The following is a 14,773-nucleotide window of genomic DNA, read 5'->3' as shown; positions in this document are numbered from 1 at the left end:
ATGTTAGACTTTCTACTTTCTAGTGATGCTATTTTTGCATTATTAACTTTAACTTTCTTAGAAATAATATTAGGGATTGATAATATTGTTTTTATTTCTATTGCTGCAAATAAACTTCCAGAAGACCAACGAAACAAAGTAACAAACATTGGACTACTACTAGCAATGGTACAACGTATAATCTTGTTGTTTTTTGTATCCTTTTTAGTAGGATTGTCCGAGCCTTTTTACAAAATAGATTTTAATTGGATGCATCTGGAATTAAGTTGGCAAGCATTAATTTTATTTTTTGGAGGATTATTTTTAATATATAAATCTACTTCGGAAATTAGAGAGAAAGTAGAAACACCATCACATGATGAAGATGAAGTAAAAAGCAAACCGATTAAATCCTTGCAACAAGCTATTGTTCAGATTTTAATTATAGATTTTATATTTTCAATTGATAGTATTTTAACAGCAGTTGGTATGACCAATGGGTTATCTACTAACCATAATCATAATTTGATTTTAATGATTATTGCTGTAGTGATATCTATTATTATAATGATTGTATTTGCTAATAAAATAAGACGTTTTATAGATGCCAATCCAAGTATTCAAATTTTAGGATTATCTTTTTTAATCTTAATAGGATTTATGTTAATTACCGAAGCTGGTCACCTATCGCACACCACATTTTTTGACAAAACGGTTGGAGCTATACCTAAAGGTTACCTGTATTTTGCTATAGCCTTTTCGTTATTTATAGAGTTTTTAAATCAAAAAATTTCAAAAAAGAAATAAAAAAAGGAATAAAAAAAAAGACCATCTAACGATGGTCTTTTTTTTATTTAATAAGTTTAAATTATTTAGACAAATATACTGCTGATGCAGCTGCTAAACTGTTATTAATAAAAGGAGTAATGTTTCCTCCTGCTTCAAAATTATTGAAAGCTAAAATTCTTCCGCCTCCATTGCCTGCTTCTGCAATGTAAACAGTTTGTGTTGACGCATCATAAGCAACATCTACAGGATTACCTAATAATGTTGAAGCTCCAGATACTCTAACTTGTTGTGATACTTCTAAAGTTCCACCATTAGCTACAGCATTAAATTTTGATGTAAAATTTTCGATGTAATGAAAACCTCCATCATCTTGACCATTTGTAGCATCTGCAATATCTGTTAATATCATAACATCAGAATTAGCATCAAAAGTTAAACCATGTGTTCTAACAATTCCTTCTACAACAATACGTTTAGAAGCTGTTAAGGACATATCTGTTGTGTTAGATAAAAAGTCCGTAAACACTGCTAACTCATTTGTAGCATCCACTACAGCATATAGGTTATTGTTATCAAACGTTATTCCCCATAATTTAAACGACGTTGTAATAGTGTTACGTAATGTAATGGTGTTACCATCTTTTGTGTAAACGTATAATCTTCCGTCTGGAGTTAATGGGTCTCCATCCACATCTGCATTATCTGCAACCACAATAAAATTGCCATTAACAGCAACTTCTCTTGGACTTTGCATGTCATTGGTTCCATCCACATCTACTGTTAATGTGGCTCCAGAAACCAAACTGCTTGTATTATTATAACCTTCTAATCCTAAATCTGTTCTAGAGGCTTGTAATAAAAAATCGTTTGTTGCATCATAGTATACTCCATCTGCAGCAATACTAGTTGTAATTAATGTTTTTGACGTTACAGCAGATTGATCTGTAACATCATAAATTGTAATATTACCATCTGCATTATTAGAAGTATATAACTTAACTGAATTTGATTCGCCATCGTTAATTACTATTGCGTCGTTATCATCATCACTACAAGATACTAGTGCTGCGGAAACGAAAAGGGATAACATTGTGTTTTTTGCTAAATTTGATGTTTTCATAATTTTAAAATATTTATTGGTTTATAAGTATCTACGTAAACACTTTAAAAGCAGTTTTTAATATTTTAAATTTTATGATATTGTTAACGTTCTAAAAAATATAATAACAGAATTTTTAACTCAAATATAAACAGCTTAATTCCAAATTATAATTTAAATTGTGCCCAAAGACAAATAGAAATAATTGATCAATCAGAAATATACTTTAATGATAAAAACTTTAAAAAAAATTGCGCCAAAATCATTTATAAAATTGTATAAGAAAATACGTTTATACAAGTATGGTGAAATTAAAATTTCAACAAGCATCTCTGATAATCAAATCTACCCTGACTTTTGCGCTAAAGCAAGTTTAGATTCTAAATTATTTAATAATTTTAAAAGAGAATATGCCTACAATAGGATTTTGGAACATGCCACAGAGCAGGATGGCCACTTATATATCGAAAAGATAGCAAGAAATAACAAGTCGTTAATTCAAGAAAAAAACATTGAACTTTTTAAACAAAATGATATTTGGGGAAATCCAAGGAGATTTAATTATGAAAATATAGGCTTAATTTCTCCATCAACTTTACGTTATATTAATGTTTACGAAGATTTACTAAGACTATTTAAAGATTTAAATGATTTTAAAATTTGTGAAATTGGTGTTGGTTATGGAGGTCAATGTAGAATAATTAATAGCATTAGTAAAACTGAAGAATACACCCTAGTAGATCTTAAAAAAGTTTTAATGTTAACACAAACTTATCTTGATAAATACGCTTTAAATACTTCTACAAGATATAAAACAATGAATGAATTAAAAACAGAAAGCTATGACTTAATTATTAGTAATTATGCTTTCTCAGAACTCCCAGGTCACATCCAAGACGTATACTTAAATAAAGTCATTCTAAACTCTAAAAGAGGTTATATGATTTTTAATAATATTAATCCTTTATCCTTTAACTCCTATACAAAAGAACAACTTTTAGAGATCATTCCAAATTCTCAACTAATTAACGAAGAACCATATAGCTCAAGCAAAAATTGTATTATTGTTTGGGGAAACAATTAAAACAAAGTCACCTGACCCTTATCATCTAAGCCATAATCCTGATTATCATCATCTTTGCTAGATTTTTCATCAGTTTTAGACTCTGATTGTTTTTCAGTTTTTTCAGAAATATTCTCCTCCTCCTTCACTTCTATTTCTTGTGCTGGAGTTTCTTCTGGAGCTTCATAAGGAATAGGCTCTAATAAATTAATGGCATTTACTTTGTCTTTAGTTAGTTGGTTTCCTAAAGCAGAAATCCCTTTAATTGCTATAAACTCCTCCAAATTAACTTCTTCGTTATCCTTTCTATCTTTACCTCTTTCTTTAGCAAAAACAATTTCAGCAACAGGTTTCCAGTCTGTAGATACAATTTCTAATTGCGAATTAGGATGATCTGTAATAAAGGATTCTTCTTTATTTTCATTTTCAATTAAAAATCGCTTAACATAATATCGCTCCTTTTCGCCATCATAATAAATAGCAGATACAGGCTTTTTAGGCAACCATTTTTCCATGACAATCATATCGTCATCAAAATGAAGCGTTACCTCTGGAGTAACCGTTTTTACTATACCTTTTTGATTTATTATTAACAGTTTATCCTCTCCTCTAAACTCGCCAACCAACTCACCTCTACCGTCAACATTTAAACGCTGTACAGTGTCGTCAAACCATATTTTTCTTGGCTTTAAAGTAGAAATTCCTTTTTCTTTTAACTCTACAGATTTAATAGCATGTTTAGTCACCACGTTACCTTTAGACGCACGACCTTTAATTAAAATATCTGCAAAATCTAAATCCCATTTTAACTTTTTAATACTACCAACCTGACGTAAACTAATAGAAACTACCTCAGCTTCTCCATTTGGATTAGCAGAGAAATACCAGGTTTTAGACCCTTTGTTTCCGTTGGTTAAATCATAATCTTTATCTCGTGTAATAGACGTCACTGCAAAACGCTTAACGTATGCTGGACCTTTTGTGCCATCACGATAAATTAAATTATAAATGGTACGCTTGTCTTTCTTTTTAAAGACTGCTACGTGTATAATATTTTTACCTATAAAGGTTTTACTATCTACTTTTGTGACCATCATTTTACCTTCTGCAGTAAAAGCAATAATGTCATCAATATCACTACAATCGCAAACATACTCGTCGCGTTTAAGTGATGTACCAATAAAACCTTCTTCTCTATTTACATATAATTTGGTGTTTCTAATCACTACTTTAGTAGCATCCACATCTTCAAACGCACGCAATTCTGTTTTACGCTCACGACCTTCACCATACTCTTTTTTAAGTCTTGTAAAATACGCTATTGCGTAGTCTATTAAATTTGCTAAATGATGTTTAACCTCAGCTATTTGGGCTTCTAACGCATCAATTTTTTGTTGCGCCTTATCAATATCAAATTTAGATATACGCTTGATTCTAATTTCTGTTAAACGCGTAATATCATCTACTGTAATTGCACGTTTAAGATGTTTTATATGTGGTTGTAATCCTTTATCAATAGCCTTAATAACACCATCCCAAGTTTCTTCTTCTTCAATGTCACGATAGATTCTATTTTCGATAAAAATACGTTCAAGACTCGCAAAGTGCCATTGCTCTTCAAACTCACCTAGTCTAATTTCTAACTCTTGTCTTAATAAATCTACAGTATTATCTGTACTACGACGTAACATTTCTGTCACACCAACAAATAGTGGTTTGTTATCTTCAATAACACAGCCTAAAGGCGAAATTGAACTTTCGCAAGCTGTAAATGCATATAAGGCATCAATGGTTTTATCTGGAGACAAACCAGAAGGTAAATGAATTAAAATCTCTACAGTTGCAGCTGTATTGTCTTCAATTTTTTTGATTTTAATTTTTCCTTTGTCGTTAGCTTTTAATATAGAATCTATTAATGAAGAGGTTGTAGTACCAAAAGGCAACTCATTAACAACCAATGTGTTTTTATCTAACTGACTAATTTTAGCACGACAACGTACTTTTCCGCCACGCAATCCATCATTATAGTCACTACAATCTGCAATACCTCCTGTTGGAAAATCAGGAAACAATGTAAAGCGTTTACCTTGTAGATGTTTTACAGACGCATCAATTAACTCAATAAAATTATGTGGTAATATTTTAGTAGAAAGTCCTACTGCAATACCTTCTCCTCCCTGTGCTAGCAATAAAGGAAACATTACTGGTAAATTTACAGGCTCTTTACGACGACCATCATAAGACGATTGCCATTCTGTTATCTTAGGATTAAAAATGACATCCAATCCAAATTTTGATATACGAGCTTCAATATAACGTGCTGCTGCTGCACGATCTCCTGTTAGGATGTTTCCCCAGTTTCCTTGTGTATCTATTAATAAATCTTTTTGACCAATTTGTACCATAGCATCTGCAATACTTGCATCTCCATGTGGATGATACTGCATGGTATGCCCAACTATATTGGCTACTTTATTATAACGTCCATCATCCAAATCCTTCATGGAATGCATGATACGACGTTGTACAGGTTTAAATCCGTCTTCAATTGCTGGAACTGCACGTTCCAGAATTACGTAGGATGCGTAATCTAAAAACCATTCTTTATACATACCAGTAATCCTGGTAATGGTTTCTTGAGGTTCTTGATTATCTAAGTTTTCTAAATTGTCGTTAGCTAGGTCGTCGTTTTCTTCTATCATCTATTTATCCTCCTCAATTAAATCAAGTTCAACTTTAAGATTATCAATAATAAACTCTTGTCTTGTTGGTGTGTTTTTACCCATGTAAAATGACAATAACTCTTCAATAGACATATTATCATCTAACATTACTGGATCCAATCTAATGTCTTCACCTATAAAGTGAACAAATTCATCTGGACTAATTTCTCCTAAACCTTTAAATCGAGTGATTTCTGGTTTAGGTTTTAGTTTTTCTATTGCTTCTCTACGTTCATCCTCTGAGTAGCAGTAAATGGTTTCTTTTTTATTACGAACTCTAAATAAAGGTGTTTGTAATATATACAAATGACCTTCTTTAATGACTTCTGGAAAAAATTGTAAAAAGAAAGTGATTAATAATAATCTAATGTGCATACCATCGACATCGGCATCTGTTGCAATAACGACGTTGTTGTATCTTAAATCTTCTAGCGACTCTTCGATATTTAAAGCAGCTTGCAGGAGATTAAACTCTTCGTTTTCGTATACAATCTTCTTTGTTAATCCATAACAGTTTAATGGTTTACCCTTTAAGCTAAATACCGCTTGTGTATTTACATCTCTAGATTTTGTGATACTTCCTGAGGCCGAATCTCCCTCTGTTATAAACAAGGTACTTTCTAGGTTACGTTCATTTTTAATATCACCAAAATGTACACGACAATCACGTAATTTTTTATTGTGCAAACTCGCTTTTTTAGCTCTGTCTTTTGCTAATTTTCTAATTCCAGATAACTCTTTACGCTCACGTTCTGCTTGTAAAATTTTACGTTGTAGTTTATCTGCTGTTTCTGGATTTTTGTGTAAATAATTATCTAAATGTGTTTTAAGAAAATCTGAAACATAGGTTCTAACAGTAGGTAACTCTCCTCCCATGTCTGTAGACCCAAGTTTTGTTTTTGTTTGACTCTCAAAAACAGGTTCCATAACCTTTATAGCTACAGCACTTACAACGGACTTACGTATATCTGAAGCATCATATTGTTTTCCAAAAAAGTCACGAATGGTTTTTACCAAACCTTCTCTAAAGGCATTTAAGTGCGTACCTCCTTGTGTGGTATTTTGACCATTTACAAAACTGTTATATTCTTCGCTATATTGTGTTTTACTATGTGTTAATGCTACTTCAATATCATCACCACGTAAATGAATGATTGGATATAACAAGTCTGATTCAGCAATTTTTTCAGCCAGTAAATCTTTTAATCCGTTTTCAGAATAAAATTTTTCTCCATTAAAAACTATGGTCAATCCTGGGTTTAGGTAAACATAGTTTTTAAGCATTTTTACTACATATTCACTTCTGTATTTGTAGTTTTTAAATATAATATCATCAGGAACAAAGGATACCTTGGTACCTTTACGACGCGTTGTTTCTTCTAAAAACTCCTCGTCCATTAAATTACCTTGAGCAAAATCCGCAGAAGCACTTTTACCGTCTCTAGAAGACTCTACTCTAAAATAAGATGATAATGCATTTACTGCTTTTGTACCGACACCATTTAATCCCACAGATTTTTTAAAGGCTTTTGAGTCGTACTTACCTCCTGTGTTCATTTTAGACACAACATCCACTACTTTTCCTAAAGGAATACCACGTCCATAATCGCGAACAATAACTTTGCTTCCTTGTATCGAAATTTCTATGGTCTTTCCTGCTCCCATGACATACTCATCAATGGAGTTGTCTAACACCTCTTTTAGCAGAATATATATACCATCATCTGGAGACGATCCGTCACCAAGCTTTCCAATATACATTCCTGGACGCATACGAATATGCTCTTTCCAGTCTAGTGATCGTATATTATCTTCGGTATATTTAGTTTGTTCTGACATAAAATTTTGATGCAATTTGGAGATACGTTGCTAATATAATATAACCCTTTAAAAAATGAAACACTGCATAGATAAAGTAATTAACAATGTATAACTATTAGTGTTAAGATTGTTGATTTTGTATGATTTCGGCCTTAATTTTTAGATAATGATTTCTAGTTTCAAGCAAATTTTTCATATAACTAGTTAAAAATAACACGTTAGCCAATCTACCTAAAATACCAAAAGGCGACTGAAAATAAAACATATCAATCAAGATGGTATCTTCTCCTTTTGTGCTAAAAATATGTTCGTGCTTAAAACTTTTAAATGCTCCTGAAACCATTTGATCAACAAAGTAATTAGGCGATTCAAAATGTGTTATTTTGGAGGTTAGTTGCTGACGGATTCCAAAATGAGTAGCTTCCCATGTTACCGATTCTCCTAAACCTATTAAGCCAGAGGTTTTACCTGCAACAGCCTTCTCATTTGAGTGTTTTAATGAATCCTTATGAAAATCTATATCTCTGGACAAATCAAAACATGTTTTAAACGCGCATGTATAACTGTTTTAAGTTGTATTAAAGGCATATTAATTACTTTGCTGTAAAAATACAAAACGCCATAATGAAATGCATCATTATGGCGTTGTAAAAACTTTATTTTAAGTAGGCTTACACGTTAAATAAGAAATGCATTACATCTCCATCTTTAACAGTGTATCCTTTACCTTCTACTCTCATTTTACCAGCCTCTTTAACTTTTGACTCGCTACCATAAGTAACATAATCATCATAAGCAATCACTTCGGCACGAATGAAACCTTTTTCAAAATCTGTATGAATCACTCCTGCAGCCTGTGGTGCAGTAGACCCAACATTTATAGTCCATGCTCTAACTTCCTTAACTCCTGCTGTAAAGTAAGTTTGTTGGTTTAATAATTTATAAGCAGATCTAATTAATTTTGCAGATCCTGGCTCTTCTAGTCCAATATCTGATAAAAACATTTGACGCTCTTCATAATCATCCAACTCATTAATATCTGCTTCTGTTCCAACTGCTAATACTAATACTTCAGCATTTTCATCTTTAACAGCCTCTTTAACTAAATCTACGTAAGCATTTCCAGAGACAGCACTATCCTCATCCACATTACAAACATATAACACAGGTTTTCCTGTTATTAGTTGCGATGGCTTAACAAATTCTTCTAATTCGTCCTCTGTAAACTCTAAAGCTCTAACAGACACACCTGCTTCTAAACCAGCTTTTAACTTTAGTAACACAGCCTCTTCTTTTTGAGCCTCTTTATTACCTGTTTTTGCAGCACGTTTAACTTTTTCTAGTTTTTTATCTACAGTTTCAAGATCCTTTAACTGTAATTCCATATCGATAGTTTCCTTATCTCTAATTGGATTTACATTGCCATCAACATGCACAATGTTATCATTATCAAAACAACGTAAAACATGTAAGATAGCATCTGTTTCTCTAATGTTTCCTAAAAACTGATTCCCTAAACCTTCACCTTTACTTGCTCCTTTTACTAATCCTGCGATGTCAACAATCTCAACAGTTGCTGGTAATACACGTTCTGGATTAACCAAGCTTTCTAACTTTTCTAATCTTGGGTCTGGTACATTTACTACACCTATGTTAGGCTCTATAGTACAAAACGGAAAGTTAGCACTTTGCGCTTTTGCATTTGATAAACAATTAAATAATGTTGATTTACCAACGTTAGGCAATCCTACAATTCCTGCTTTCATGTAAAGAAATTTATTTCAAATTAAGGCTGCAAATATAGTACTATCTTATTTACTAAATTACTGTTGTATTATATTTAATTCACCTTTAAAAGGTTTATTAAAAATCCATGTTTTTAACATAAACAATTAAAATACAATGAATTAATTATTAAAATTTTAAAGATACAACAGCTATATGTTAAAATTTTAACATAATTTAGTAGTTAATTAACCTAAATTTTTTTTAATATGAAAAAACTTAAATTATTGTATCTACTACTACTTTCAGTAGCTTTTGCAAGTGCACAAACCAATTTATCAGGAACCGTAAAAGGAGATGACGGTTTTGGGATTCCTACAGTTAACGTTGTAGAAAAAGGAACATCCAATGGAACAACAACCGACTTTGACGGTAACTATACATTAACTGTATCCAGCAATGCTACCATTATTTTTAGTTATGTAGGTTATGAAACTAAAGAAGTACCTGTTAATGGAAAAACTACTGTAGATGTTATATTATCAAGTGGTGAAGCATTAGACGAAGTTGTATTGGTTGGTTCTAGAACAGCTCCCAGAAGTAATGTAGACAGCGCATTGCCTATTGACGTAGTTGGCACAAAAGAGCTAACATCCACTGGTCAAGCTACTTTTGACAAAGCACTACAGTACAGGATACCATCTTTTAACACAGTACAAACACCTGTTAATGATGCGACTTCTTTATTAGATCCATATGAAATTAGAAACATGGGTCCTAGTAGAACTTTAATACTAATTAACGGAAAGCGTAAAAATTTAAGTGCTTTATTATACACACAAACTTCTCCTGGTCGTGGAGAAACTGGTGCAGATATTTCTGCCATACCTACAGACGCGATTAAACGTGTAGAAATTTTACGAGATGGTGCGTCTGCTCAATATGGTTCTGATGCTATTGCTGGTGTAATGAATATTATACTAAAAGACAATGCAAATTTTGGATCTGCAACTTTAAGAAGTGGTATTACTAGTGAAGGTGATGGAGAAATGATTGGCATTGCTGTAAATAATGGTTCTACAATTGGAGGCGATAAAGGTTTTATTAATTACACTATAGATTTTTCTAAAACTAATTTAGCAAATAGACCAGGAACAGTAAATGCTGTAGCAGAAGCTGATGCTGATTTAGGATTTGATGCTGATTTAGGATTTGTTCAAGAATTTTTATCTCGTCGTCCAGATGCAGGAAATATTAATGGTTCTCCTGAAAATGCAGCTTCAAAATTCTTAATTAATAGTGGGTTAGATATAGCTGAAAACACAGAACTTTATTTTAACGCAGCTTACGTTTATAAAAAAGTAAATAGCTTTGCTAATTACAGAACACCATATTGGAGGGCTTTAAATGATGACAATGCTTATTTAGCAGATTTTTTTCCTGGAAATAATCCAAATACTACTAATGGATATGATGGATATGTACCAACTTTTGAAGGTTTATTAAACGATTACAATGGTACCGTTGGAGTAAGAACTAAAATAAACGATTGGAATGTTGATTTAAGTTATACTACAGGAGGAAATACGCAAACTTATAAAGTTAATCAATCTCATAACGGAAATGAAGTTTATGCAGCAAATTACAATCCTGAAACAGGAGAGTTTGAAGCTGTAGAATTATACAGAGCTAATAGTCCACAATCTTTTGATCCAGGAGGAACTAGATTTACACATAACGTTGGTAACATTGACATCTCTAGAGTACTATCCGATAAAGTAAGTATTGGATTTGGTACAGAGTTTAGAAACGAAACTTTTGAAGTAATCGAAGGTGGTGCTGCATCTTACGAAGGTGGTGGAGCAGATTCTTTTGCCGGAAATACGCCTCAAAACTCAGGTAAATTTAATAGATACAATTTTGGTGGTTACTTTTCAATTGATTATGACGTAAGTGACGCTTTTCTTTTAAGTGGTACAATTAGAACAGAAAATTATTCAGATTTTGGAAACACCTTTGTTTACAAACTTAGTTCTAGATTAAAGTTAAACGATCAATTTACAGCAAGAGCTTCTGTTTCTTCTGGGTTTAGAGCACCTACATTACACCAAATTTACACACAAAAATCGCAATACTCTTTCCAACCAGGTGGAGCAATTGTTGTAGGTGGATTAGCTAATAATGTTTCCACTCAAGCAACTTTATTAGGAATCCCTAATTTAGACGCAGAAACATCTAACAACTTTACAATAGGATTTGGTGGTAAACTTGAAAATAATTTTAGCTTTACTTTAGATTACTATAATATTTCTGTAAAAGACAGAATTGTATTAGGTGCAGAAATTACTGGTACAGCTTTTGACGTTAATGGTAATAATATTGGTACAACACCTTTAGATGATATTTTAAGGGATAACAACTTATCAGATATAAGCTTTTTCTCTAACGCAATTGACACAAGAACATCTGGTATTGATGTAGTATTAAGCAAAAAAAATATTGAAATTGGTAATGGAGACTTGGATTTAAATTTATCAGGAAACTACACTTTCCAAAACGAAAGAGATGGTGACGTTAAGGACATACCTTTAGTAGCACAAGCTGGTCAATCTGTAGTAAACGCAACTCAAGAAGCTTTATTTTTTACTTCTAGACCAGAAACAAAATGGATCCTTGGTGCTAACTATGAAATAAACAAATTCGGACTTTCGTTAAACAACACCTATTTTGGAAAAACAACATTTAAACAACAAGGATTAGATAATAATTTACGTACTGAGTTTACACCTAAAATTGTAACAGATTTAGGTATCAATTACAGTGCTTCTGATAAATTGACTATTGCCTTAAACATTAATAACATTTTAAATGTACTTCCAGAATGGAGCTTCAAAGCTGAAAATGCTGCTGGTGAAGCTATAATTAACGATACATCAATAACCTCTACTGGTCAAACTGAGATTCAAAATCAATCAGATTTAATAACATTTAACCAACGTTACTCTCAAATGACTTATGATGGTTATCATTTTAGTCAATTAGGAACAATGTTTAATTTATCTTTAAACTATAAATTTTAATATTCAAACTAGTTTTAATAAAAAAAATGCTGCTCTTTTCGAGCAGTATTTTTTTTTATCTTTAATTAGTATTATTCCATTAATAAGTTAATTAACACACTAAATAAATTATGCAAAGTTTATACTCAAATGGATTTGAAAAAATATACGACGCTATGTATCAAACCTTTATAAATTATACAGATGAGTATCTATTTTACAACACACTACTTAAAAAATATAATAAAAATAGTGTATTAGAAATAGGTTCTGGAACAGGTAACTTAGCTAAACATTTTATAGACAACAACTTTAATTATCAAGGATTGGACTATAGTCAAGATATGGTAGATTTATCATCCTCAAAGTTGCCAAAGGGTCATTTTAAGCAAGGTGACATGAGGGATTTTAAACTTAATAACACTGTTGCAAGTATTATTATTACAGGACGGTCGACTAGCTACTTACTATCAAACCTAGACGTAACTAACGCCTTACAATCTATTTATTTAAACTTAGATGACAATGGTATATTATGTTTTGATTTTATAGATGCTAACAGGTTTTTTAAAATGATAAAAGATGGCAAACATATACATCATGCTGCATCATTTAATAACAATCAGTATACTAGAGACAGCTATTTAAACACAAATACATCAAACAACTTTATGTTTGATTGGGATTCTAAATACTTTCTAATTAAACAAAACAAAAAAACACTAATAGCAGAGGATAAATCAGAAGTAAGAGCATTTATTAAAAATGAGTGGAAACTTCTGCTACACCTTAATAATTTTAAGGTATTAGAGTGTATTGACAAGCCAGCTTATATGTTTGATTGTTACGCTGTAGTGGCTCAAAAAATAGCATAAAAAAACCTAAGACAGAGCTTAGGTTTAATTTAGTTTATATCAAGTATATGCTTCTAACAGATATTATCCATCAGGATGCATAAATTTTTGTTTTCCTAATAAAGTGTCTTTACTCTCTACATGATCATCATCAGGTACACAACAATCTACTGGGCAAACTGCTGCACATTGTGGCTCTTCATGAAAACCTACACATTCTGTACACTTATCAGGTACAATGTAATAAATCTCATCACTAATAGGCTCTTGTGCTTCGTCTGCATCAACTTCTTTACCATCCGTTAACACTAACTTACCGTTAAGACTTGTTCCATCTTTATATCTCCAATCATCAGCACCTTCATAAATTGCTGTATTTGGGCATTCTGGTTCACAAGCTCCACAGTTAATACATTCGTCTGTTATAATAATTGCCATAGCGTATTTTTAATCTTTTTTGTTTACTTAACTTTGTGGTGCAAAAATAAAGCCAAAAAAGGTGTTATACAAATAATAATGAGTAACAAAGATCACATAACGGAAGCATTTGTACAATTAGGCCATTTTATTAGTCAATTTACTACAGAAACTCCTGAGAAAAAAGAAAACATATTACATAACGAATTGTTTTTTGATGGTTTTAAACATCAAATTAAGTTAGCAAAAGAACATAACGGTTGGTTTACACAACAAAATATTCAATATGCTTTAAAAGGTTGGAGTGACCAATTAACTAAAGTAACGCTTCAAAATTGGTTAAAAAAGTACGATTTAACGACTACCAATCCTAAAACCGTTGCCATAATTATGGCTGGTAATATTCCGTTAGTAGGTTTTCATGATTTTTTGTGTGTTTTACTAACTGGACGTTCCGTATTAGTTAAACAATCTTCTAACGACAAACACCTTCTACCCTATTTAGCCAAATATTTAGAACACGTAACTCCCGATTTAAAAGGAAAAATAACCTTTACAGAAGATAAATTACAAAACTTTGACGCAGTAATTGCAACAGGAAGCAATAACACAGCTCGCTATTTTGAGTTTTATTTTAAAAATAAACCTTCAATAATTAGAAAAAGCCGAAACTCGGCTGCAATATTAACAGGATCTGAAACTCCAGAACAGTTAGACGCCTTATCTGATGATATATTTAGATACTATGGTTTAGGTTGCAGAAATGTTTCTAAAATGTTTATCCCTAGAGATTATAATTTTGATGCTTTTTTTAATGCCATGTATAAATGGAATCCGATTATTAACGAAGCCAAATACGCTAACAATTACGACTATAATAAAGCAGTATATATAATGAGCGAATTTGATATGCTAGAAAATGGTTTTTTAATGATTAAAGAAGACCAAAGCTACGCATCACCAATAGCTACTGTGTTTTATGAGTATTATGATTCTATTGAAATTTTAAAACAAAAATTACAACTTGATAAAGATTTAATACAATGTATTGTCGCTAATAATTTTGATGATTCAGAAGTTTCGTTTGGAAAAACACAACAACCAGAACTTTCAGATTATGCAGACGATGTTGACACAATTGCATTTTTATTAAAAATCTAAAGGATAAATTATTAAATTCTTAACTTAATTTAAATCAATAATTAGCACCTTTGTTAATTGATAAAATAAGATAATTTCTGTAT

General features: G+C 31.6%; 11 protein-coding genes. 5 read left to right on the top strand and 6 right to left on the bottom strand.

Going from position 1 to position 14,773, the window contains the following annotated elements:
- Positions 1-786 (top strand): TerC family protein, encoded by a 786-nt coding sequence (locus B2989_RS05115; protein ID WP_292945120.1) that lies wholly within the window; start codon positions 1-3, stop codon positions 784-786.
- Positions 787-847: 61 nt separating this feature from the next.
- On the opposite strand, the gene B2989_RS05110 is transcribed toward B2989_RS05115, so the two are convergent.
- On the bottom strand, positions 848-1,888 hold the full coding sequence (locus B2989_RS05110) for a hypothetical protein (RefSeq protein WP_292945118.1): 1,041 nt from the start codon (positions 1,886-1,888) through the stop codon (positions 848-850).
- Positions 1,889-2,096: 208 nt separating this feature from the next.
- Between B2989_RS05110 and B2989_RS05105 the strand changes: the two genes are divergently transcribed.
- Entirely contained in the window at positions 2,097-2,951 is an 855-nt protein-coding gene (locus B2989_RS05105; protein WP_292945116.1) for a putative sugar O-methyltransferase, read from the top strand.
- On the opposite strand, the gene B2989_RS05100 is transcribed toward B2989_RS05105, so the two are convergent.
- The 4 genes from B2989_RS05100 to ychF all read right to left on the bottom strand — a co-directional run bounded on the left by B2989_RS05100 (position 2,948) and on the right by ychF (position 9,240).
- Positions 2,948-5,632, bottom strand: a complete 2,685-nt coding sequence (locus B2989_RS05100) for a DNA gyrase/topoisomerase IV subunit A (RefSeq protein ID WP_292945114.1) — start codon at positions 5,630-5,632, stop codon at positions 2,948-2,950. The two genes, B2989_RS05105 and B2989_RS05100, sit on opposite strands and share 4 nt — an antisense overlap.
- Entirely contained in the window at positions 5,633-7,492 is a 1,860-nt protein-coding gene (locus B2989_RS05095; RefSeq protein WP_145001782.1) for a DNA topoisomerase IV subunit B, read from the bottom strand.
- Between the two features lie 103 nt (positions 7,493-7,595).
- Positions 7,596-8,006: an SRPBCC family protein gene (locus B2989_RS05090; protein WP_348661329.1), complete on the bottom strand. Its 411-nt coding sequence runs from the start codon at positions 8,004-8,006 to the stop codon at positions 7,596-7,598.
- 139 nt (positions 8,007-8,145) lie between these two features.
- Positions 8,146-9,240, bottom strand: coding sequence for a redox-regulated ATPase YchF (ychF, locus tag B2989_RS05085; protein ID WP_292945111.1), 1,095 nt, complete (start codon positions 9,238-9,240; stop codon positions 8,146-8,148).
- 228 nt (positions 9,241-9,468) lie between these two features.
- Between ychF and B2989_RS05080 the strand changes: the two genes are divergently transcribed.
- Together B2989_RS05080 and B2989_RS05075 are read left to right on the top strand one after the other, a co-directional pair.
- A complete protein-coding gene (locus tag B2989_RS05080) occupies positions 9,469-12,279 on the top strand; it encodes a TonB-dependent receptor (RefSeq protein ID WP_292945108.1) in 2,811 nt (936 codons plus the stop codon).
- A gap of 110 nt (positions 12,280-12,389) precedes the next feature.
- Positions 12,390-13,133, top strand: coding sequence for a class I SAM-dependent methyltransferase (locus B2989_RS05075; RefSeq protein WP_292945105.1), 744 nt, complete (start codon positions 12,390-12,392; stop codon positions 13,131-13,133).
- A 63-nt stretch (positions 13,134-13,196) separates the two neighbouring features.
- On the opposite strand, the gene B2989_RS05070 is transcribed toward B2989_RS05075, so the two are convergent.
- Entirely contained in the window at positions 13,197-13,550 is a 354-nt protein-coding gene (locus B2989_RS05070; RefSeq protein WP_145001785.1) for a 4Fe-4S dicluster domain-containing protein, read from the bottom strand.
- A gap of 78 nt (positions 13,551-13,628) precedes the next feature.
- Here B2989_RS05070 and B2989_RS05065 point away from each other — a divergent pair, with 78 nt between their 5' ends.
- Entirely contained in the window at positions 13,629-14,690 is a 1,062-nt protein-coding gene (locus B2989_RS05065; RefSeq protein WP_292945100.1) for an acyl-CoA reductase, read from the top strand.
- The last annotated feature ends 83 nt before the right edge of the window (positions 14,691-14,773 follow it).

Origin of the sequence: Olleya sp. UBA1516 (assembly GCF_002323495.1) — a bacterium.
GTDB lineage: Bacteria > Bacteroidota > Bacteroidia > Flavobacteriales > Flavobacteriaceae > Olleya.
The sequence above is the reverse complement of the archived record's forward strand: the minus strand, read 5'-3'. Positions and strand labels throughout refer to the sequence as shown.

Coding starts and splice junctions, on each gene's coding strand:
- B2989_RS05115 (WP_292945120.1), top strand. CDS start 1: ATGTTAGACTTTCTACTTTCTAGTGATGCTATTTTTGCATTATTAACT.
- B2989_RS05110 (WP_292945118.1), bottom strand. CDS start 1,888: ATGAAAACATCAAATTTAGCAAAAAACACAATGTTATCCCTTTTCGTT.
- B2989_RS05105 (WP_292945116.1), top strand. CDS start 2,097: ATGATAAAAACTTTAAAAAAAATTGCGCCAAAATCATTTATAAAATTG.
- B2989_RS05100 (WP_292945114.1), bottom strand. CDS start 5,632: ATGATAGAAGAAAACGACGACCTAGCTAACGACAATTTAGAAAACTTA.
- B2989_RS05095 (WP_145001782.1), bottom strand. CDS start 7,492: ATGTCAGAACAAACTAAATATACCGAAGATAATATACGATCACTAGAC.
- ychF (WP_292945111.1), bottom strand. CDS start 9,240: ATGAAAGCAGGAATTGTAGGATTGCCTAACGTTGGTAAATCAACATTA.
- B2989_RS05080 (WP_292945108.1), top strand. CDS start 9,469: ATGAAAAAACTTAAATTATTGTATCTACTACTACTTTCAGTAGCTTTT.
- B2989_RS05075 (WP_292945105.1), top strand. CDS start 12,390: ATGCAAAGTTTATACTCAAATGGATTTGAAAAAATATACGACGCTATG.
- B2989_RS05070 (WP_145001785.1), bottom strand. CDS start 13,550: ATGGCAATTATTATAACAGACGAATGTATTAACTGTGGAGCTTGTGAA.
- B2989_RS05065 (WP_292945100.1), top strand. CDS start 13,629: ATGAGTAACAAAGATCACATAACGGAAGCATTTGTACAATTAGGCCAT.